The organism is Pseudoxanthomonas suwonensis (genome assembly GCF_000972865.1).
Classification (GTDB): Bacteria; Pseudomonadota; Gammaproteobacteria; order Xanthomonadales; family Xanthomonadaceae; genus Pseudoxanthomonas; species Pseudoxanthomonas suwonensis_B.
Window position 1 is genome coordinate 16170 of sequence record NZ_CP011144.1, and the last position, 21557, is coordinate 37726.

Annotated in this window: 17 protein-coding genes; 7 read left to right on the plus strand and 10 right to left on the minus strand. The window is 69.2% G+C overall.

All coding sequences use genetic code 11. The features are described from left to right. Positions 1 to 15 precede the first annotated feature (15 nt). Genes WQ53_RS00065 through WQ53_RS00075 form a run of 3 tightly spaced genes read left to right on the plus strand, consistent with a single transcriptional unit; the run spans position 16 to position 5026 of the window. Complete coding sequence (locus WQ53_RS00065) at positions 16 to 642, plus strand: TetR/AcrR family transcriptional regulator (protein WP_052629419.1); 627 nt, start codon at positions 16 to 18, stop codon at positions 640 to 642. 30 nt (positions 643 to 672) lie between these two features. Continuing rightward, complete coding sequence (locus tag WQ53_RS00070; RefSeq protein ID WP_052629421.1) at positions 673 to 1866, plus strand: efflux RND transporter periplasmic adaptor subunit; 1194 nt, start codon at positions 673 to 675, stop codon at positions 1864 to 1866. Positions 1867 to 1879: 13 nt separating this feature from the next. Next, complete coding sequence (locus WQ53_RS00075; RefSeq protein WP_052629423.1) at positions 1880 to 5026, plus strand: multidrug efflux RND transporter permease subunit; 3147 nt, start codon at positions 1880 to 1882, stop codon at positions 5024 to 5026. Between the two features lie 113 nt (positions 5027 to 5139). Here WQ53_RS00075 and WQ53_RS00080 read toward each other — a convergent pair whose 3' ends face one another. After that, the gene (locus WQ53_RS00080; protein WP_158497799.1) at positions 5140 to 6417 is read right to left on the minus strand and encodes an esterase/lipase family protein; all 1278 of its coding nucleotides are present in this window, start codon (positions 6415 to 6417) and stop codon (positions 5140 to 5142) included. Positions 6418 to 7269: 852 nt separating this feature from the next. Then, positions 7270 to 7881 (minus strand): superoxide dismutase, encoded by a 612-nt coding sequence (locus tag WQ53_RS00085; RefSeq protein ID WP_052629427.1) that lies wholly within the window; start codon positions 7879 to 7881, stop codon positions 7270 to 7272. A 255-nt stretch (positions 7882 to 8136) separates the two neighbouring features. On the opposite strand from WQ53_RS00085, the gene WQ53_RS00090 reads away from it, so the two are divergent. Both WQ53_RS00090 and WQ53_RS00095 read left to right on the plus strand, forming a co-directional pair. After that, positions 8137 to 8571 carry a ribonuclease domain-containing protein gene (locus WQ53_RS00090; RefSeq protein ID WP_052629429.1) on the plus strand — a complete coding sequence of 145 codons (435 nt, stop codon included), beginning with the start codon at positions 8137 to 8139 and terminating at the stop codon, positions 8569 to 8571. Continuing rightward, positions 8568 to 9014, plus strand: a complete 447-nt coding sequence (locus WQ53_RS00095) for a barstar family protein (protein ID WP_052629431.1) — start codon at positions 8568 to 8570, stop codon at positions 9012 to 9014. The genes WQ53_RS00090 and WQ53_RS00095 overlap by 4 nt, the downstream gene beginning before the upstream one ends. 111 nt (positions 9015 to 9125) lie before the next feature. On the opposite strand, the gene WQ53_RS00100 is transcribed toward WQ53_RS00095, so the two are convergent. Continuing rightward, the gene (locus WQ53_RS00100; RefSeq protein ID WP_052629433.1) at positions 9126 to 11018 is read right to left on the minus strand and encodes an ATP-binding cassette domain-containing protein; all 1893 of its coding nucleotides are present in this window, start codon (positions 11016 to 11018) and stop codon (positions 9126 to 9128) included. A gap of 70 nt (positions 11019 to 11088) precedes the next feature. On the opposite strand from WQ53_RS00100, the gene dbpA reads away from it, so the two are divergent. Next, positions 11089 to 12465, plus strand: coding sequence for an ATP-dependent RNA helicase DbpA (gene dbpA, locus WQ53_RS00105; protein WP_052629435.1), 1377 nt, complete (start codon positions 11089 to 11091; stop codon positions 12463 to 12465). Between the two features lie 364 nt (positions 12466 to 12829). On the opposite strand, the gene WQ53_RS00110 is transcribed toward dbpA, so the two are convergent. The 7 genes from WQ53_RS00110 to ppsR all read right to left on the minus strand — a co-directional run bounded on the left by WQ53_RS00110 (position 12830) and on the right by ppsR (position 18980). Further along, complete coding sequence (locus WQ53_RS00110) at positions 12830 to 13369, minus strand: adenine phosphoribosyltransferase (protein WP_052629437.1); 540 nt, start codon at positions 13367 to 13369, stop codon at positions 12830 to 12832. 204 nt (positions 13370 to 13573) lie between these two features. Next, a complete protein-coding gene (locus WQ53_RS00115) occupies positions 13574 to 15130 on the minus strand; it encodes a protein adenylyltransferase SelO (protein WP_082112772.1) in 1557 nt (518 codons plus the stop codon). Positions 15131 to 15267: 137 nt separating this feature from the next. After that, a complete protein-coding gene (locus tag WQ53_RS00120; protein ID WP_052629441.1) occupies positions 15268 to 15954 on the minus strand; it encodes a glutathione S-transferase family protein in 687 nt (228 codons plus the stop codon). Between the two features lie 124 nt (positions 15955 to 16078). Then, positions 16079 to 16288 (minus strand): cold-shock protein, encoded by a 210-nt coding sequence (locus tag WQ53_RS00125; protein WP_052629443.1) that lies wholly within the window; start codon positions 16286 to 16288, stop codon positions 16079 to 16081. A gap of 221 nt (positions 16289 to 16509) precedes the next feature. Next, a complete protein-coding gene (locus WQ53_RS00130; protein WP_052629445.1) occupies positions 16510 to 17511 on the minus strand; it encodes an LLM class flavin-dependent oxidoreductase in 1002 nt (333 codons plus the stop codon). A 19-nt stretch (positions 17512 to 17530) separates the two neighbouring features. Continuing rightward, positions 17531 to 18043: a DUF1249 domain-containing protein gene (locus tag WQ53_RS00135; RefSeq protein ID WP_052629447.1), complete on the minus strand. Its 513-nt coding sequence runs from the start codon at positions 18041 to 18043 to the stop codon at positions 17531 to 17533. A 115-nt stretch (positions 18044 to 18158) separates the two neighbouring features. Beyond that, on the minus strand, positions 18159 to 18980 hold the full coding sequence (ppsR, locus tag WQ53_RS00140) for a posphoenolpyruvate synthetase regulatory kinase/phosphorylase PpsR (protein ID WP_052629448.1): 822 nt from the start codon (positions 18978 to 18980) through the stop codon (positions 18159 to 18161). A 144-nt stretch (positions 18981 to 19124) separates the two neighbouring features. Here ppsR and ppsA point away from each other — a divergent pair, with 144 nt between their 5' ends. Beyond that, positions 19125 to 21497: a phosphoenolpyruvate synthase gene (ppsA, locus tag WQ53_RS00145; RefSeq protein WP_052629450.1), complete on the plus strand. Its 2373-nt coding sequence runs from the start codon at positions 19125 to 19127 to the stop codon at positions 21495 to 21497. Positions 21498 to 21557: the final 60 nt, after the last annotated feature.

The window sequence follows — 21557 nt, forward strand, 5'->3', positions numbered from 1 at the left end:
TATAGTCCAGTCCGCATGCAAACGCCACCACTGCCACGTCCGAGCGACAACCCCCGCCACCAGCAGGTGCACGAAGCGGTCCGCGCCCTGGTCCGCGAGCAGGGCGTGCAGATCAGCATGGACGCGGTGGCCGCGCGCGCCGGCTGCTCCAAGCAGACCCTGTACGCGCGCTACGGCTCCAAGCAGGCATTGCTGCTGCAGGTGCTCAGCGACGACGGCAACAACCGCGCCACCCTGGCCGGCACGCCCGACGCGGCGACCCTGCGTCCGCGGCTGGCGGCCTTCGCCCGCGACCATCTCGCCCGCCTCTCGCAGCCCGACACGATCGGCACCGCGCGCCTGGTCACCGCCCAGGCCACCCAGTTCCCCGACGAGGTGCGCGCCCTGTTCGACACCTGCGTCGGCGGCCTGCAGGAACGCCTGGCGCACTGGCTGCAGCAGGCCATGCGCCGCGGCCTGCTCCGCCATGACGATCCGCACTTCGCCGCCGAACTGCTGTTGGGCATGATCGTCGGCCTGGATTTCGACCGGCAGCGCTTCATGTTTCCGCATCGCGACACGGCCGCCCAGCAGGCAGACTGGGCCGACTTCGCCGTCGACAGCTTCCTGCGCGCCTTCGCGCCGCCGGCCTCCCGCGCCTGACTTCCTGTACCTGAACCCCCCGGAGCTCTTATGCGCCTCCATCGCCCCCTCTTCCTGGCCAGCGGCCTGCTTGCCCTGGCCGCATGCGGCAACGGGGAACAGGCCACCGCCCCGCCCCCGCCCGAAGTCGGCGTGGTCGAAGTCCAGCCGCAGACCGTGCCGCTGACCCGCGACCTGGTCGGCCGGTTGTCGCCGTACCGCAGCGCGGACGTGCGCGCGCGCGTGCCCGGCGTGCTGCTGCGCCGCGTCTACGAGGAAGGCAGCGACGTGCGCGAGGGCCAGCTGTTGTTCGAGATCGATCCGGCCCCGCTGCAGGCCTCGCTCGGCGTGGCCCAGGGGCAACTCGCGCAGGCCGAGGCGGCCTACGCCAATGCACGCACCAGCGCCGAACGCGCCCGCCAGCTGGCGCCGCAGAAGTTCGTCTCGCAGAACGACCTGGACAACGCCGTCGCCGCCGAGCGCAGCGCCTCGGCCGCGGCCGAGGCCGCGCGCGCCAACGTGCGCAACGCACAGATCGACCTGGGCTACGCCAAGGTCGCCGCGCCGATCGCCGGGCGCGCGGGCAAACAACGTGTGACCGAGGGCGCGCTGGTCGGCCAGGGCGAGGCCACCCTGCTGACCACCGTCGACCAGCTCGACCCGCTGTACGCCAACTTCTCGATCGGCTCCAACGAACTGGCCCAGCTGCGCGCCGCGACCAACGTCTCGCTGATCGGCGCCGGCAAGGCCACCGTGCAGGTGGTGCTGCCCGGCGACCGGGTCCACGAACAGCCCGGCCTGCTGGACTTCTCCGACACCACGGTCGATCCCGCCACCGGCGCGGTGTCGCTGCGCGCGCAGGTGCCCAACCCCGGCCAGGTCCTATTCCCCGGCAGCTTCGTCACCCTGAAGGTGAACATGGGCGAGTTGCGCGACGTGTTCCTGGTGCCGCAGGAAGCGGTGCTGCGCGATGCCAACGGCGCCTTCGTGCGCGTGGTCGGTGCCGACGGCAACGTCGAGCGCCGGAACGTGGCCGCCAGCACCGCCCAGGGCAACCAGTGGATCGTCACCTCAGGTATCGCCGGCGGCGACAAGGTCATCGTCAGCGGTGTGCAGAAGGCCAGGGAAGGTTCGCCGGTGCAGGCCACGCCGTGGCAGCCCCAGGCCGCGCAGCCAGCGCCGGCGGGCGCCCCGCAGGCAGCCCCGGTCGATGACGCCGACGGCACGCCCGAGCCGGCCGCGTAAGGACAGCCCCCCCATGCCCAAGTTCTTCATCAACCACCCGGTCTTCGCCTGGGTCGTGGCGATCCTGATCTCGCTCTCGGGCGTGATCTCGATCCTCGGCCTGGGCGTGGAGTCCTATCCGAACATCGCCCCGCCGCAGGTCACGGTCGGAGCCAGCTACCCCGGCGCCAGTGCGGCCACCGTCGAACGCGCGGTCACCCAGGTCATCGAGCAGCAGCTGACCGGCATCGACCACCTGCTCTATTTCAGCTCCTCGTCCAGCGCCACCGGCCGCGCCAGCATCACCCTGACCTTCGAGACCGGTACCGACCCGGACATCGCCCAGGTCCAGGTGCAGAACAAGGTCGCGCTGGCGACCCCGCGCCTGCCGACCGAGGTGACCCAGCAGGGCGTGGTGGTGGCCAAGGCCAATGCCGGCTTCCTGAAGGTGGTGGGCCTGGTTTCCGACAACCCGGCGGTGGACCGCAACCAGCTCAACGACATCATCGGCTCGCGCGTGCTCGACCAGATCTCGCGCATCCCCGGCGTGGGCAGCGTGCAGCAGTTCGGCGCCGAATACGCGATGAACATCTGGCTGGACCCGGAGCGGCTGCAGGGCTTCGGCCTGTCGGCCAGCCAGGTGCTGGCCGCGATCCGCGCCCAGAACGTGCAGTTCGCCGCCGGCTCGGTCGGTTCGGACCCGGCGCCGGACGGCCAGGCCTTCACCGCCACGGTCTCGGCCGAGGGGCGCTTCAGCACGCCCGAGCAATTCGAGGACATCATCCTGCGCGCCGACAGCGACGGCACCACCGTGCGCCTGCGCGACGTGGCCCGGGTCGACCTGGGCCCCGGCGGCTATGGCTTCGACACCAAGTTCAACGGCAAGCCGGTCGGCGCCTTCGCCGTGCAGCTGCTGCCGGGCGCCAACGCGCTGAACGTGGCCGGGGCCGTGAGCGCGAAGATGGACGAGCTGCAGTCCACCTTTCCGCAGGGCGTGACCTGGATGTCGCCCTACGACAGCACCACCTTCGTCAAGATCTCGATCGAGGAGGTCGTCAAGACCCTGGTCGAGGCGGTGGTGCTGGTGTTCCTGGTGATGCTGATCTTCCTGCAGAATTTCCGCGCCACCATCATCCCGACCCTGGTCATCCCGGTGGCGCTGCTGGGTACGTTCGTGGGCCTGTCGCTCATCGGCTTCACGATCAACCAGCTGACCCTGTTCGCGATGGTGCTGTCGATCGGCATCGTGGTCGACGACGCGATCGTGGTGATCGAGAACGTCGAGCGGATCATGACCGAGGAAGGCCTGCCGCCGTACGAGGCCACGGTCAAGGCGATGGAACAGATCACCGGCGCGGTGGTCGCGATCACGGTCGTGCTGGCGGCGGTGTTCATTCCCAGTGCGCTGCAGGGCGGCGCCGCCGGCGAGATCTACAAGCAGTTCGCGCTGACCATCGCCATCGCCATGGCGTTCTCCGCGTTCCTGGCGCTGGGCTTCACCCCGGCGCTGTGCGCGACCTTCCTCAAGCCCAGCCACCACGCCAACTCCAACGTGGTGTTCCGGGTGTTCAACAAGTACTACGACAGGATCAGCCGCACCTACGTCGGCCACATCGGCAGCGCGGTCAAGCACGCACCACGCTGGATGGTCCTGTTCGCCGCGCTGGCGGTGTTGTGCGGCTTCCTGTTCACGCGCATGCCCGGCAGCTTCCTGCCCGAGGAAGACCAGGGCTATGCGATGGCGATCGTGCAGCTGCCGCCGGGCGCCTCGCTGCAGCGCACCCAGGCGGTGTTCGAGCAGATGCGCGGCCGGCTGGAGGGCATCGAGGGCTACCAGAGCATGATGCAGGTGGCCGGCTTCAGCTTCGTCGGCCAGGGCGAGAACGTGGGCATGGCCTTCATCCGGCTCAAGCCGTGGGCGGAGCGCGAGCTGACCGCACCGGAGTTCATCCAGCAGGCCAATGGCGCCCTGTTCGGGATCAAGGAGGCCTCGATCTTCGTGGTCAACCTGCCGACCGTGCAGGGCCTGGGCCAGTTCGGCGGCTTCGACATGTGGCTGCAGGACCGCTCCGGCCAGGGCCAGGCCGCGCTGACCCAGGCGCGCAACATGCTGCTGGGCCAGGCCGCGCAGAACCCGGCGCTGGTCGGCGTGCGTCCGAACAGCCTGGAGGAGGCGCCACAGCTGCAGCTGCACGTGGACCGCGTGCAGGCGCAATCGATGGGCCTGCAGATGAGCGACATCTACAACGCGATCAGCCTGATGCTGGCGCCGGTGTACGCCAACGACTTCTTCTTCGAGGGCCGGATCAAGCGCGTCAACCTGCGCGCCGACGCACCGTTCCGTACCGGCGCCGAATCGCTGTCCAGCTTCTATACGCCGAGCCCGAACGGCGGCGCCATGGTCCCGCTGAGCAGCGTCGTCGGGGCCGAATGGATCACCAGCCCGCCGTCGCTGAACCGCTACCAGGGCTACGCCGCGGTCAACATCGTCGGCTCGCCCGCCGCGGGCCACAGCTCCGGCGAAGCCATGCAGGTCATGGAAGGCATCGTCCAGAACGACCTGCCGGCCGGCTTCGGCTACGACTGGAGCGGCATGTCTTACCAGGAGATCCTGGCCGGCAACGCCGCAGTGCTGCTGCTGGTGCTGTCGGTCGTGGTGGTGTTCCTGTGCCTGGCCGCGCTGTACGAGAGCTGGTCTATCCCGGTGGCGGTGCTGCTGGTGGTGCCGCTGGGCATGCTCGGCGCGGTGATGTTCAGCCTGATGCGCGGTCTGCCGAACGACATCTTCTTCAAGATCGGCCTGATCACGATCATGGGCCTGGCCGCGAAGAACGCGATCCTGATCGTCGAGTTCGCGGTGGAGCAGCGCCTGGCCGGCAAGACCCTGCGCGAGGCGACCATCGAGGCCGCGCGCCTGCGCTTCCGCCCGATCTTGATGACCTCGTTCGCGTTCATCATGGGCGTGGTGCCGATGGCCATCTCCACCGGCGCCGGCGCCAACTCGCGCCATGCGATCGGCACCGGCGTGATCGGCGGCATGCTGTTCGCCACCTTCCTCGGCCTGCTGCTGATCCCGGTGTTCTTCATCGTGGTCCGGCGCATGCTCGGCGACAAGCTCGACGAGCCCTCGCGCGAGTGGCTGGAGAAGCAGCATCGTAAAGGCGGCACGCCAGGGCACTGATTCGCCCGCTTCACCTCCCAGCGGAGCCCCGGGCACGTGCCGGGGCCACCTTCTTCCCCGAGAGAGTTCCGTCCAACTACAGATAGCGATCGACGCGGACCCATGCGCCCGGGTCAGAGATTCTGTGGCGGGTCGAACTGGAACAGATTCGCGCCGAATGCGCGTAAATGCTGGTTGGCCCTCTCGATGTCCGGGCACGTGAGTATACGCACCAGTGGTGGTGAGAAAGCTTCTTGGGCATTACTCAGCAAAAACGGCAGATCCTCCGGCTTGCGTATTAGATAGAGAGACGGCTTTCCAAGGATAAGCGCCCAGCCAGCCTCATAGAGCGCACTGGTCGCGAGACGCTCAGGGTAATACAGAAGAAAATACCGGCTCGCGCGTAAAGTCGCGAGATCGATTTGGAGAGCGAGCAGCTTGGGATCAAAGGAATCCTGATCCGGCAGTTTGATTCCCGCATAGAAGATCGACGAGAACCCGCAGTCATCGCGAAGGGTTTGCACAAGGGACAACACATCATCGCGGCTTTGCTGGTAGGCAGGATCACCTTCGTGCGCGGCCATTGCCGCAGCGACGAACACGTCGTGCTCGAAACGCGTCATACATATCTCGATGCGCTCCTTCACCCACGTGTAAGCGCTGTCGTTTCGGCTTGTCGGCTTCACAATCGATGTATGACTACCCTTCACCACTTTGCGCCGCGATGAAGTAAGGCCAATTCCGGAACTAAGTCTGTCTACCCAGAAATCATTGACGCCCTCGACCGACCAGGTTGGAATGGTTTGTCGACGGTAGGTGACGATGCGCTCGTCTAGTGCGATGTGGTCTTCGAAAGTTGTATTCACCCTGTCGATAAACTTGCCGTGGGGGCGCAGCGCTCGCGCATCCTGCGAGAATGCTTCCAGCCACCCCGGTACTCGCATACTCCCGAGTTGCGGCGTAGCCATCAAGATCAGCCCAGCGATCCGTTCTACAGTGTGATCCTGCCGCGTTTCGAGCAAGGCACAGATCGCAGCCTTGCACAGCAGGCCACCCATGCTGTGCCCGACCAGTACGATCTGGCCGTAGGAGTCGAGTTCATCGCGCAGAATATCGGCGAACACCCGCGCCTCATCCTCCAGTGAAATCGAACGACCAAGGCCAAACCGGCGCAACGCGGTGTCGTAGCTGTACAGGCCGATGTCGACATCGGGAAGGTCATCGAACAGCATCGACGGGAAATAACGCCAAGTAGCGTGCGTACCGTATCGACTGCCGCCCAACCCATGCACAAAGATCACCAGCCGCCGATTGATCGTTGGATCGCTACGCCGATGTACGACTAGCGGATAGGCTTCTGTCTGTTGATGGTCCTGCGGCGCTGCATAGGTTGGATGTGTGATCCAGTGCATGGCGACTCCCCGACGCCCGTATCTGTCGGGCTCCCGAGAACAGTCAACGTAGAATGGCATTTGTAGCGGTCACGCCGTGCGCATGTCCCCGTACGCACCCAACCGCTGTACAACGCTAGTCGCCACAGACGTCACCATCTCAGTATCCAGACCGACTCTGCCTGATCTAGCGCCCTTGGCCTGCGGCGAAATGGAGGGGGACAAGGTCTGCGACGGCATTGCCTTATGTAGGAGCTCAGCTTGCTGGCGACACGGGCGTCGGAACCATGAGGGCGTTGCCCGTGCCGAGGGCGTCGTGTCGCCGGCTGAACCCGGCTCCTACAACAGCCACGGCGCGGCCGCTCTCCTGTAGGAGCCAACTTCAGTCGGCGATACGGGCGTCGGGATCACGAGGGTGTCGCCTAGGCCGGCGGCGTCGGGTCGCGGGTAAGTCCGGCTCCTACAGAACAGCGCAACGACGGCCGTTGCTTCTGGACGCCGGAACGGAGCCACAACCCCGACGTCCCCGAAGACGTGGCGGTGCGGGTGTGTTGCGGCAGCGGCCATGGATGGCCGCGTCGGCGAGTCGGCACACGGATGTGCCGCCGAGACGACCGCAACGCACCCGGCCTGCCGCGGCTCAGCCCGAAGCCGCCCAAGCCCGGCGCTCTTGCGGTTGCGGTTGCTTTGGCCGTCGCGGCCATCCCCAAACGGGCCAGGAACCTTTTTTCGCACCTACCGGCATGGCATCGGGTCGCGGGCAAGCCCGGCTCCTACAGAAAGCGACGGCGCAGGCGAAAACGCGCGTCGTCCACAAGCGAAACGCCCTGGCCATGACCAGGGCGTTTGCGCATCCCGCAGTGGCGCTGGGCCTTACTTCACCGCCTCCTGGTAGCGGCGCTCGACCTCGTCCCAGTCGACCACGTTGTAGAACGCGCCGATGTAGTCCGGGCGGCGGTTCTGGTACTTCAGGTAGTAGGCGTGCTCCCACACGTCCAGGCCCAGGATCGGCGTGTTGCCGTCGCTCAGCGGGCTGTCCTGGTTGGCGCTGCTCTCGACCACCACCTTCCTGTCCGGGGTCACGCTCAGCCAGGCCCAGCCGCTGCCGAAACGGGTCAGCGCGGCCTTGGTGAAGGCCTCCTTGAACTTCTCGAAACCGCCCAGGTCCTTGTCGATCGCCTTGGCCACGTCGCCCTTCGGCTCGCCGCCACCCTTGGGCGACAGGACGGTCCAGAACAGGCTGTGGTTGGCATGGCCGCCGCCGTTGTTGCGCACCGGGCCCTGCAGGTTCTCCGGCAGCGTCTTCAGCTTGGCCACCAGTTCCTCGACCGGCAGGTCGGCGTACTCGGTGCCTTCCAGCGCGGCGTTGACGTTGTTGATGTAGGTCTGGTGGTGCTTGGTGTGGTGGATCTTCATCGTCTCCGTATCGATGTGCGGCTCCAGCGCATCGTAGGCATACGGCAACTCGGGGAGGGTATAGGCCACGGTGGTCTCCTTGGATTTCGTGCCCGGCGGTCCCGGGCGCGGCGGGCAACAGTGTAGGGATGCCGGCGCACGCAACCAAGATGCCAGTCGAGCCGGCTGGGGAATGCTGCATTCCGGCGTGGGCGACGCAGGAAGCGCAGCATGCCCCGGCCGCGGTTTCCGTCGCGTGAAGCGGACCGCAACGGCCACGGCTGCGTTCAAGCAGCGGCCGGCACGCTCGCGCATACTGCGACGCGTCCGTTCGACGTTCCGCGCATGCGCCTTCCCCGCTCCCTCCTGCCGTTGTCCGCCGCCGCCATCCTGGCCGCGACGGCCTGGCTGCTCTGGTCCGGCACGGGACGGCTGCAGCCCGCGCCCGCGATCCAGGCGGGCGTCGTCACCGCCTCCGCCGAAGCCGAGCTGCCCGCGTTCCTGCCGGTGGAAGCCGCCCCGGTGATCCGGCGGATCCAGTTCGGCGCACCGCATCCCCACCGCCAGGACGGCAGCGTGTTCGGCAACCGCGAACGCCGCCTGCCGGCGCGGACGCACGGCTACTACCGCGAATACACCGTGCCCACGCCGGGCCTGTCGCATCGCGGCGCGCGGCGGATCGTCACCGGTGGCGACCCGCCGCGCGACTGGTACTACACTGCCGACCACTACGGCAGCTTCCGCGCCTTCCAGCCGCCCGCGACGGAGCACCGGCAATGAGCCAGTCCGGATTCGACATCGGCCTGGACGACGCCTCGCAGGCCGGCGTCCACGAGGTCGACGCGGCCGACCTGCCCGCGCTGGCCGCCGCCGCGCGCGATGCGGGACTGCTGGTGCGCCGGATCGACCTGGATGGATGCCGCGACAAGCAGGCGCTGCTGCTGCGGCTCGGCACGGTGCTGGACCTGCCCTCGGGCTGGGGGCGCAACTGGGACGCGCTGATGGACGCGCTGCGCGACCTGGAATGGCTGCCGGCGCCGGGGTACGCGCTGCTGTTCGAGGCGGCCGGGCAACTGCAGACGACGCGGCCGCACGACCTGGAGACCCTGGTCGGCATCCTGCAGGAGGCGTCGCAGTGGTGGGCCGGTGCGGGAGTACCGTTCTGGGCATTCCTGGCGGTGGAAGGCGGGAGCGCCGGGCAAGTCCAAGGCCATCACGGGTGAAAGCCCCTCGCCCCGGCGAACGCCGGGACCAGCGTCCTTGCCTTTGGCCGGCAACGGTCGCCGAAAGAGCGAGAGTCACTGGGTCCCGGCGTCCGCCGGGACGACGGCGGTTCAGCCGTCCAGTTCCGCCCAGCGCGCATAGGCCGCATCCAGCTCGGCCTGCGCGGCGGCCATGCGCTGCGTATGCGCGGCCACCGCGCCGGCATCCTGCTGGTAGAACGCGGCATCGGACATCGCCGCCGCCAGGGCCGCCAGTTCGCCTTCCAGCGCCTCGATCCGCGCCGGCAGCTGCTCGAGCTCGCGCGCATCCTTGTAGCTGAGCTTGCGCTTGGCCCCGGATGCGGTCGGCATTGACGCAGCAACAGGCGTTTCCGCAGGCGCCACGTCCTTGGCGACGGACTTCGGTGCGACTGCATCCGCCGGCGCCGGCCGCTGCCGCAGCCAGTCGGTGTAGCCGCCCACGTAGTCACCGACGCGGCCCCCGCCCTCCATGGCCAGGGTCGAGGCCACCACGTTGTCGAGGAAGTCGCGGTCGTGGCTGACCAGCAGCAGGGTGCCGGCATAGTCGGCCAGCAGTTCCTCCAGCAGCTCCAGCGTCTCCACGTCCAGGTCGTTGGTCGGCTCGTCCATCACCAGCAGGTTGGATGGCTGGGCGAACAGCCGCGCCAGCAACAGCCGGTTGCGCTCGCCGCCGGACAGGCGGGTGATCGGCGCCCGCGCCCGCTCCGGGGTGAACAGGAAGTCCTGCAGGTAGGCCAGCACGTGCTTGCGGCTGCCGTTGAGCTCGACGAAGTCCTGGCCGCCGGCGACGTTCTCCATCGCATTCCAGTCCTCGCGCAGCGCGGCGCGGTACTGGTCGAAGTAGGCCACCTGCAGGTTGGTCCCGAGCCTGATTTCGCCCTGCCGCGGCGGCAGTTCGCCCAGAAGCAGCTTGAGCAGCGTGGTCTTGCCGCTGCCGTTGGGGCCGATCAGGCCGATCCGGTCGCCGCGCAGCACGGTGGTGGAGAAGTCGCGGACCAGCACGCGATCGCCGTAGGCGAACGACACGTCCTTCGCCTCGATCACCTTCTTGCCCGAGGACTCGCCCTGCGCCGCCTCCATGCGCACGTTGCCGGCCAGCTCGCGCCGCTGCGCGCGCTCCGTGCGCATGGCCTTGAGCCGGCGCACCCGGCCTTCGTCGCGGGTGCGGCGGGCCTTGATGCCCTGCCGGATCCAGGCTTCCTCCTGCACCAGCAGCTTGTCGAAGCGCGCGTTCTCCTGCGCCTCGGCGTGCAGGCGCTCCTCGCGCCGGCGCAGGTAGTTGTCCCAGTCGCCCGGCCAGCTGCTGATCCGGCCGCGGTCGATCTCGACAATGCGGGTGGCCAGCGCACGCAGGAAACGGCGGTCGTGGGTGACGAACACCACGCTGCCGCTCCATTCCTTCAGGAACGACTCCAGCCAGTCGATCGCCTCGATGTCCAGGTGATTGGTCGGCTCGTCCAGCAGCAGCAGGTCCGGGGCCGACACCAGTGCGCGCGCCAGCAGCACGCGCCGCTTCATGCCGCCGGACAGGAGCCCGAACACCGCCTCGCCGTCCAGCTCCAGCCGGTCGAGCACCTCGCCCACGCGCCGGTCCAGGGCCCAGCCGTCGGCCGCGTCGATCTTCGCCTGCACCCGCGACACCGCGGCCGCGTCGTACTCGGGTGCGTGGCTGAGGTGGTGGAAGTCGGCCAGCCAGGCACCAAGTTCGCCCAGGCCGGCGGCGACCACGTCGAACACGCTGCCGCCGGTACCGCCGGGCACTTCCTGCTCCAGCCGGGCGATGCGCACCCCGGCTTGGACCCGGACCTGGCCGTCGTCGGGCGCCAGGTCGCCGGCGATGAGCTTGAGCAAGGTCGACTTGCCGGCGCCGTTGCGGCCGATCAGGGCGATGCGCTCGCCCGGTTCGATCGACAGGTCGGCATGGTCCAGCAACAACGGGCCGCCGACGCTGTAGTCGACGTTCTGCAGGGTAATCAGGGGCATGTGTGCATTGTACCGGCGGCGCGTGCGGCACCGTTCGCCCGTTCGCCGCCGCGACCTGCGAAAATGGCGCATGACCGACTTCGCCTCGCTGCCGCTGTCCCCTGCCCTCCGTCCCGGCCTGGATGCGCTCGGCTACACCACCGCCACCCCGATCCAGGCCGCGTCGCTGCCGCCGATCCTCGAAGGCCGCGACCTGATCGCGCAGGCGCCGACCGGCAGCGGCAAGACCGCCGCCTTCGGCTTGGGCCTGCTGCAGCGGCTGGACCCGGCGGTAACCCGCGCACAGGCGCTGGTGCTGTGCCCGACCCGCGAACTGGCCGACCAGGTCGGCAAGCAGCTGCGCAAGCTGGCCACCGGCATCCCCAACCTCAAGCTGAGCATCCTCACCGGCGGCACCGCGCTGGAGCCGCAGATCACCTCGCTGCAGGCCCACGATCCGCAGGTGGTGGTCGGCACCCCCGGCCGGGTGCAGGAACTGGCCCGCAAGCGCGTGCTGCACCTGGGCGGCGTGCGCACGCTGGTGCTGGACGAGGCCGACCGCATGCTCGACATGGGCTTCGAGGAGCCGGTGCGCGAGATCGCCGGGCGCTGCGACAAGCACCGGCAGACCCTGCTGTTCTCGGCCACGTTCCCGGAAGAGATCCGCGAACTGGCCCGGCAACTGCTGCGCGAACCAGTGGAAGTGGCGCACGAGGGCACCGAAGGCGCGCCGGCGATCGAACAGCGCTTCTTCGACGTCGATCCGGCGCACCGGCAGAAGGCGGTAGCCGGCCTGCTGCTGCGCTACCGCCCGGAGTCGGCGCTGGTGTTCTGCAACACCCGCAAGGAGGTGGACGAAGTGGCCGGCTCGCTGCGCCAGTTCGGCTTCTCGGCGCTGGCGCTGCACGGCGACATGGAACAGCGCGACCGCGACGAGGTGCTGCTGCAGCTGGCCAACCGCAGCTGCAATGTCCTGGTCGCCAGCGACGTGGCCGCGCGCGGCATCGACGTGGAAGACCTGGCCGCGGTGCTCAACTACGAACTGCCGACCGACGTGGACGCCTACCGCCACCGCATCGGCCGCACTGGCCGCGCCGGCCGCCGCGGCCTGGCGCTGAGCCTGGTGGCGCCGCGCGAGAACGCGCGCGCGGAGATGGTCGCCGCCGCCCAGGACGCACCGCCGCGGCGCGAGTCCTCGCCGCTGGCCACCGGCCGGCCCGCGCAGCCGGCGCAGGCGCCGATGACCACCCTGCGCATCGACGGCGGCAAGACCGACAAGCTGCGTCCGGGCGACATCCTCGGTGCGCTGACCGGCGAGGCCGGGTTGCCGGCCAGCGCGATCGGCAGGATCGCGATCCATGCCACCCGCTCGTACGTGGCCATCGCCCGCGAAGAGGCACCGCGGGCGCTGAAGCGGCTGGAAGCCGGCAAGATCAAGGGCCGCCGCTTCCGCGTGCGTCCGCTCTGAGCGCATTGCAGGAGGCACCCGCGGTTCGAAGCGATTGCCTGGCGACCGACTTGTCGGCACAGGTGACGCCCTCGCAGTCCCGACGCTCGTGTCGCGGACTGAAGTCCGCTCCTACAGGAGAGCCGTCGCGCCGTCACCCTTGTGTAGGAGCGGGCATGGCCGCGACCCGATGCCGTTGGCACAGGCAACGGCCTCGTAATCCCGACGTTCGTGTCGCGGACTGAAGTCCGCTCCTACAGGAGAGCCGTCGCGACGTCGCCCTTGTGTGTAGGAGCGGGCATGACCGCGACCCGACGCCGTCGGCACAGGCGACACTCCGGTGGTTCCGCCGCAGATGCCGCCCGCAGTCGCATGCGCAGTGGAGTCAGACCACCCGCAACGAGCGCAACGGGGCCGCGCAGGGCCAGCGCATCCGTCCCTGCAGCACCGCCAGTTCGATCAGCACCGCGGCACCGACCACCTGCGCGCCCTGCCGCTGCAACAGGCGTGCGCCCGCGGCGAGGGTGCCGCCGGTGGCGAGCACGTCGTCGACCAGCAGCACGCGCGCACCGGGCGGCATCGCCTCGGCCTGGAGCTGCAGGCGGTCGTTGCCGTATTCCAGCGCGTAGGCCTCTTCCAGCACCGCACCCGGCAGCTTGCCCGGCTTGCGCAGCGGCACGAAGCCGGCATCCAGTTCCCGCGCCAGCGCTGCACCGAGAATGAAACCGCGCGACTCGATGCCCGCCACCGCGTCGATGCCGGCCCCGCGCCACGGGCCGGCGAGCGCGGCGAGCATGGCCGCGAAGGCATCGGCGTCGGCCAGCAGCGGCGCGATGTCCTTGAACACGATGCCGGGTGACGGGAAATCCGGCACATCGCGAATGAGGGACGCCCAGGCGGACTCGGTCGGGGAATCGGGTGGCATGCGGGGTCGGTCAGTGATGACGGGAATGCGGATGCTAGGCCGGATTGCCATGCGCCGCATGGGTACCGTCATCCAGGCGAACGCCGGGACCCAGTGTCTTTAGCTTCTGCGCCCGCCAACTCTTCTGCGGCAAAGCCAAAAGTCCCTGGGTCCCGGGAGACCAGGCATTCGTCTGTGAAGCGCGCCGGGACGACGGCTGCGAACTCAGGAACTGCACGACAGCATCGAACAGCCTGCGCGATGCCGCGCCCATTCCGGCCGCTTGCCGGCGTAGTGCGCGCGGCCGGGCTGGTCCTCGTACGGCCGCCGCATCACATCCAGCAGGGTCGCGATGCCGGTGGCATCGCCCTGCTCGGCCTGGTCGATGGCCTCCTGCGCCAGCCAGTTGCGCAGCACGTAGCGCGGGTTGGCCAGGCGCATCTTTTCGCGCCGCTGCACCGCATCCAGTGGGTCGTCGGCCAGCCGCGCGGCGTAGCGCGCCAGCCACTCGCGCAGCGGCGCTTCGACCGACGCCCGGGCCTGCGCGTCGTAGAACGCATGGGCAAACGCGTCCAGCGCCGGCACCGCAGGATCCAGCCCGGTCAGCCCGCGGAAGAACAGGGTCATGTCGACCTGCCCGGCCTGCAGCAGATCCTGCAGCGCGGTGAACAGGCGCAGGTCGTCCTCGCCGCAATCGGCCAGGCCCAGCTTGCGCGCGACCAGGTCGCGCTCGGCCTGCGCCCAGGCCGCGCCGAAGCGTGCCAGGCCCGCCTCCAGCGGCGCGACGTCGGCGAACAGCGGCGCCAGCGCCTGCGCCAGCCGGGTCAGGTTCCAGTAGGCCACCTGCGGCTGGGTGCCGAAGCGATAGCGGCGGCCCTGCGCGTCGGTGGTGTTCGGCGTCCAGTCCGGGTCGTAGTCCTCGATCCAGCCGTAGGGCCCGTAGTCGATGGTCAGGCCGAGGATCGACATGTTGTCGGTGTTCATCACCCCGTGGACGAAGCCCACCCGCATCCAGCCGGCGACCATCCATGCCGTACGCTCGCACACCTGCGCGAACCATTCGGCGTCGCCCGCCGCGCCCTGCCCGGCCAGGTCCGGGAAGTGGTGGCGCAGGGTGTAGTCGGCGAGCCGGCGCAGCAGCGCGGTGTCGCCGCGCGAGGCCGGCAACTGCCAGCTGCCGAAGCGCAGGAAGGTCGGCGCCATCCGGCACACCACCGCGCCCGGCTCCGGCCGCGGATGGCCGTCGTAGAACATGTCGCGCACCACCGCCTCGCCGGTGCCGACCAGCGAGAGCGCGCGGGTAGTGGGGATGCCCAGGTGGTGCATCGCTTCGCTGCACAGGAACTCGCGGACCGAGGAGCGCAGTACCGCGCGGCCGTCGGCAAAGCGCGAGTACGGCGTCTTCCCGGCGCCCTTCAGCTGCAGTTCCCAGCGCCCGCCGTCCGTCCCCAGCGCCTCGCCCAGCGAGATCGCGCGCCCGTCGCCCAGTTGCCCGGCCCAGCTGCCGAACTGGTGGCCGCCGTAGTTGGCCGCCCACGGCTGCATGCCCGGCAGCAGCGCATTGCCGCCGAACACGCGGGCGAAATCCGGATCGGTCGTGTCGGCCGCCCCAAGCCCTACCAGCGCTGCCGCCTCGGACGACCACGCCAGCAGGCGCGGATCGGCCACCGGGGTCGGATCGACCCGCGACCAGGCCGCCTCCCGCACTTCGCGCACGCGCGGCCCGGATTCCGGGTCGCCTGGCAGTTCGTGCAGGAAGGCGTTGTCGAATTCGATGTGCATGGGAACCAGATGGGGGCGCATCCCGCCTTTTTGTAGGAGCCGGGTTCAGCCGGCGACACGCCACGTTGGCACAGGCGACGCCCTCGTTCTCCCGACGCCCGTGTCGCCGGCTGAACCCGGCTCCTACAGAAGCGCCCTCACCCACCCGCCAGCGCGAACGGCCCGCCCTGCGCCAGCGCCCGCTGGTAGGCCGGCCGCTCGTGGATCCGCTGCAGGAAGTCGGCCAGCTGCGGGTACCGCTCCAGGCCGCCACGCACCGCCGCCGCCTCGACCGGGAAGCTCATCTGGATGTCGGCCGCGGTGAAGCGCTCGCCGCCGAACCAGCCGCCGCTGCGGGCCAGCGCGCCCTCCATCCAGTCCAGGTGCAACCTGAGCTGCGGGCCGACGAAGCCGGCCATCGCCCCCTCGACGATGCGGCGGGCCACAGGCCGGGCGAAGAACGGCATCGGCGCGGCGCCGATCCGCGCCAGCACCAGGCTCAGCAGCAGCGGCGGCATCGCCGAGCCCTCGGCGTAGTGCATCCAGTAGCGGTACTGCAGCCGCTCGGGCGAATCCACCGGCAGCGGCGTCGGCGACAGGGTGTGCGCGAGGTCGTAGCGCTCGACCAGATAGTCGAGGATGGCGCCCGACTCGGCCAGGGTGTGGCCGTCGTCGACCAGCACCGGCGACTTGCCCAGCGGATGCACCGCGCGCAGCGCCGGCGGCGCCAGCAGGGTCTTCGGGTCGCGCGAATAGCGCACCAGCTGGTACGGCAGCGCCAGTTCCTCCAGCAGCCACAGCACGCGCTGCGAGCGCGAGTTCTCCAGGTGGTGGACGGTGATCATGGCCGGCTCCGGCGCCGTGGGGCGGGAACCCATCCTCGCATTTCGCCACCGCCACAACGAAAAACGCCGGAGGCTCGCGCCCCCGGCGTTTCGTGGTGACCTGCCTTGCGGCGGGCCGGCGCGATTACAGCGCCTGCACCTGGTCGGCCTGCAGGCCCTTCTGGCCCTGCACGACGATGAAGGAGACCTTCTGGCCTTCCTGCAGCGACTTGAAGCCATTGCCCTGGATCGAGCGGAAGTGCACGAACAGGTCGGCGCCGCTCTCCGGGGTGATGAAGCCGAAGCCCTTGGCGTCGTTGAACCACTTGACGGTACCGGTCTGACGATCGGACATGATTGCTAACTCCTCAACTGAGTAATGGAAATAACCGGCACCGGCGTTCCGGGCGGTACTGGGTTGCAGGCGTTTAGCAAAGCGGAACGATGTAGCGCGATCGTCAGATCGACTGCACCAGGCCACGATTCACGGTGACCCATGCAAACACAGTGGGCGCACGATACCCGGATTTTTGCTGAATAGCGAGCCCGGCGGGCCACCGTATTCAGCCGGCCGGTTCAGGCAGGCGCGGCCGCCCCCCAGGCCTGTGCCGTGATCCGGTACGACTCCAGCCTGGCCCGGTGGTCGTGGACGTTGGCCACCACCATCAGTTCGTCCGGCCGGTGCCGGGCGGCGAAGGCGGCCAGCCCGCGCGCCACCGTGTCCGGGCCGCCGACCACGCTGCAGGCCAGCGCCCGCTCCACTCCGGCCTTCTCCTCGGGAGTCCAGTAGGCCTCGATGTCGTCGATCGGCGCCGGGACCAGCCCGGGACGGCCACGGCGCAGGTTCACGAACGCCTGCTGGGACGTGGTGAACAGCCGCCGCGCCGCGCCGTCCTCCGCCGCCGCGACCACGTTCACTGCCAGCATCGCGTACGGCTGGCGCAGCCGCGCCGACGGCCGGAAGTCGCGGTGGTACAGCAGCAACGCCTGGTCCATCGCGTCCGGTGCGAAGTGCGAGGCGAAGGCGAACGGCAGGCCCAGCGCGGCGGCCAGCTGCGCGCCGAACAGGCTCGAGCCCAGGATCCACACCGGCACGTCCAGCCCGGCGCCGGGCACGGCGCGGACCGCCTGTCCCGGCTGCGCCGGCTCGAAATGGCCAAGCAGCTCCTCCACGTCCTGCGGAAAGCGGTCGGCGCCCTCGAAATAGCGACGCAGCGCCCGCGCGGTGGCCTGGTCGGTACCCGGCGCCCGGCCCACGCCCAGGTCGATCCGTCCCGGGTGCAGCGCGGCCAGCGTGCCGAACTGCTCGGCCACCTGCAGTGGCGAATGGTTCGGCAGCATGATCCCGCCGGCACCGACCCGGATCGTGCGGGTACCGGCGGCGACGTGCGCGATCAGCACCGCGGTGGCGGCCGAGGCGATCCCCGGCATGTTGTGGTGCTCGGCCAGCCAGAAGCGGCGGTAGCCCAGCGCTTCGGCGTGGCGGGCCAGATCCAGGCTGTTGCCCAGCGCGGTGGCGACGTCGCTGCCCTCGCAGACCGGGGCCAGGTCCAGGACCGACAACGGGATGGAGGACATCGCGGTCCGGGTGGCGTGGCTACTGCCGCGCCGGCTCGCGCACCGGCAGCGCCGGCACGTCCACGCGTCTGGCGGCCGGCCGCAGCGTGGCCACCCCGTGGCCGCGCTCGGCCAGGTACTCGAGCCACTTGCCGAGGAAGGTGTTCATGCGCAGGCGGTGGCCGACCAGTTCGGCCGGCGGCGGGTACAAGCCCATGACGTCCTGCCAGCGGCGGCCGACGTAGCAGTGTGTGGTCTCCACCTGGCGCGCGTCGGTGTACAGCCGCAGGTAGGCCGACGGATCCGGTTCGCCGGTAAGCGGATCGCGCAGGTCGTAGGTCAGGCGCAGCTCCAGCGTGTACGGATGGCGCTCGAGCACGTCCAGGCGCAGGTCCAGGCCGTCACCGACGCTGGACACGTGGCTGCCCTCGCCCAGCCTGGCCGGCACGAACAGGCGCTGCAGGCGCGCGTGGTTCTCCGCGTACAGGCCCATCAGCCAGCCGAAACGGCTGAGCCGGGGAATGCGCGTGCCAATGGGGGTGACCTGCTGCATGCGACCGATGCTACACGCTGGGCAGCGATCGCGGCAGCATTGACCGCGGCGCCCGCCAGGCCTACCTTGGGGACCTGCCTTGCCTGAGCGCGGGCGCCGGCGCGCGGCGCGCGGTTCAGAACATCTCCCGCTGCAGCCCCAACGTCGACAGCACCTTGCCCGAGATCTCCTCGATCGAGGTATGCGTGGTGCTCAGCATCGGGATGCGCTCCATGCGGAACATCGCCTCGGCCGCCTGCACCTCGCGCCGGCAGGTCTCCAGTCGCGCGTAGCGCGAATCCGGCCGGCGTTCCTGGCGGATCTGCTGCAGCCGCTCCGGGTCGATGGTCAGGCCGAACAGCTTGCGTCGCCACGCCTTCAGCCGCGGCGGCAGGCGTTCGCTTTCCAGGTCGCCGTCGGTCAACGGATAGTTGGCCGCCTTCACCCCGTAGTGCAGCGCCAGGTAGACGCAGGTCGGGGTCTTGCCCGCACGCGACACGCCGACCAGGATCACGTCCGCTTCCTCGTAGTCGAAGGCCATGCCGTCGTCGTGGGTCAACGAATAGTTCATCGCGTTGATGCGGCGGTGGTAGGTCTCGAAGTCGACCATGCCGTGCGCCTGGCCCACCCGCGCCTGCCGCGGCTGCTCCAGTTCGCGCTCCAGCGGTTCGATGAACGGCGCGAACACGTCCAGCATCAGCGCGCCGCTCTCGGCCAGAATCATGCTCAGCTGCACGTCCACGCAGGAATTGACCACGATCGGGCGCACGCCGTGCTGCTCGCCCGAGGCGCGGATGCGGTCGCGCGCCTCGCGCGCCTTTTCGGCATCGTCGACGAAGGCCAGGCGGTCGGTCAGGAACTGGAAACCGCTGAACTGGGTGAGCAGGCTGTGGCCGATGGTCTCGGCAGTGATACCGGTACCATCGGAGATGTAGAAGACCGGGCGGATGCTGGTCATGGAAGCGTTTTCCCCCTCGAACACCAAAACGGCCGCGTTTTCAAGATTGATATGCCCCGATGCTGGGGCGCATCATAACGGTTCCACATATCTCGGGACGGCGGCCATCGCCCGGCCGGGCGACGGCTCCACGGAGCATCGCACTTGAACCAGAACATCCTGTGGTTGCACGAACTTCGCCTGGCCGACCTGGCCCGCGTTGGCGGCAAGAATTCCTCGCTCGGCGAGATGATCGGCAACCTCGCCGGCCTCGGTGTCTCCGTCCCCGGCGGCTTCGCCACCACCGCCGAAGCCTTCAAGGCCTTCATCGCCCACAACGACCTGCACCAGCGCATCTACGACCGCCTGGCCACGCTGGACGTGGAGGACGTGCCGGCGCTGACCGCGGCCGGCGGCGAGATCCGCGGCTGGGTGATCGACGCGCCGTTGCAGCCGGACCTGGACCGCGACATCCGCGAGGCCTACGTGAAGCTTTCGGCGGAGAACGGCGGCGGTGATGTCGCGGTGGCGGTGCGCTCCTCGGCCACCGCCGAGGACCTGCCCGACGCCTCCTTCGCCGGCCAGCAGGAGACCTTCCTCAACGTGACCGGCGCCGACGATGTCGTGCACAAGGTCAAGGAAGTGTTCGCCTCGCTCTACAACGACCGCGCCATCGCCTACCGCGTGCACCACGGCTTCAAGCACGAGGACGTGTTCCTGTCGGCCGGCGTGCAGCTGATGGTGCGCTCGGACGTGGGCGCAGCCGGCGTGCTGTTCACCCTGGACACCGAGTCCGGCTTCCGCGACGTGGTGTTCGTGACCGCCAGCTACGGCCTGGGCGAGATGGTCGTGCAGGGCGCGGTGAACCCGGACGAGTTCTACGTCTACAAGCCCACCCTGCGCCAGGGCAAGCCGGCGATCCTGCGCCGCGCGCTGGGCAGCAAGGCGATCCGCATGGTCTATTCGGACCAGCCCGGCGAGCGCGTGCGCACCGAGGACACGCCGGCCGAGTTGCGTTCGAAGTTCTCCCTTTCCGACGCCGACGTGCAGGAACTGTCCAAGCAGGCGCTGGTGATCGAGCAGCACTACGGTCGGCCGATGGACATCGAGTGGGCCAAGGACGGTGTCAGCGGCAAGCTGTTCATCGTCCAGGCGCGCCCGGAGACGGTGAAGTCGCGGGCCAAGGCCACCCAGATCGAGCGCTACACGCTGGGCCAGCGCGGCGAGGTCGTCGCCGAAGGCCGCGCCATCGGCCAGAAGATCGGCAGCGGCGTGGCCCGCGTGGTCCGCTCGCTGGACGACATGAGCCGGGTGCAGCCCGGCGACGTGCTGGTCGCCGACATGACCGATCCGGACTGGGAGCCGGTGATGAAGCGCGCGGCGGCGATCGTCACCAACCGCGGCGGTCGCACCTGCCACGCGGCGATCATCGCCCGCGAATTGGGAGTGCCGGCAGTGGTCGGCACCGGCAACGCGCTGGAGAAGATCGCCGACGGCCAGGAAGTGACGGTCAGCTGTGCCGAGGGCGATACCGGCTTCATCTACGACGGTACCCTGCCCTTCGAGCGCACCACCACCGACCTGGACAACATGCCGCCGGCGCCGCTGAAGATCATGATGAACGTGGCCAACCCCGAGCGCGCGTTCGACTTCGGCCAGCTGCCCAATGCCGGCATCGGTCTGGCGCGCCTGGAGATGATCATCGCCAGCCACATCGGCGTGCATCCCAAGGCGCTGCTGGAGTACGACCGCCAGGACGCGGAGACGAAGAAGAAGATCGATGCCAAGGTCGCCGGCTACTCCGATCCGGTCGGCTTCTACGTCGACCGGCTGGCCGAGGGCATCGCCACCCTCACCGCCTCGGTCGCGCCCCACCCGGTGATCGTGCGCCTGTCGGACTTCAAGTCCAACGAATACGCCAACCTGATCGGCGGCCACCGCTACGAGCCGGAGGAAGAGAACCCGATGATCGGCTTCCGCGGCGCCAGCCGTTACGTCGATCCGTCCTTCGCCGACGCCTTCGCCCTGGAATGCAAGGCCGTGCTCAAGGTCCGCAACGACATGGGCCTGGACAACCTGTGGGTGATGATCCCGTTCGTGCGCACCCTGGAGGAAGGTCGCAAGGTCGTCGAAGTGCTGGCCGCCAACGGCCTGCGCCAGGGCGAGCGCGGGCTGAAGATCATCATGATGTGCGAAGTGCCGTCCAACGCGCTGCTGGCCGACGAGTTCCTGGAGATATTCGACGGCTTCTCGATCGGCTCCAACGACCTGACCCAGCTGACCCTGGGCCTGGACCGCGACTCCTCGATCGTGGCCCACCTGTTCGACGAGCGGAACCCGGCGGTCAAGAAGCTGCTGTCGATGGCGATCAAGGCCGCGCGCGCCAAGGGCAAGTACGTGGGCATCTGCGGCCAGGGGCCGTCCGACCACCCCGACCTGGCCGAATGGCTGATGGCCGAGGGCATCGAGTCGGTGTCGCTCAACCCGGACACGGTGGTCGATACCTGGCTGCGGCTGGCGAAGATCAAGGCCGCCTGACGACGGAACGCCGTTCCGGGCTTCAACGCGCCATCCACAGACCCGTCGTCCCCGCGCAGG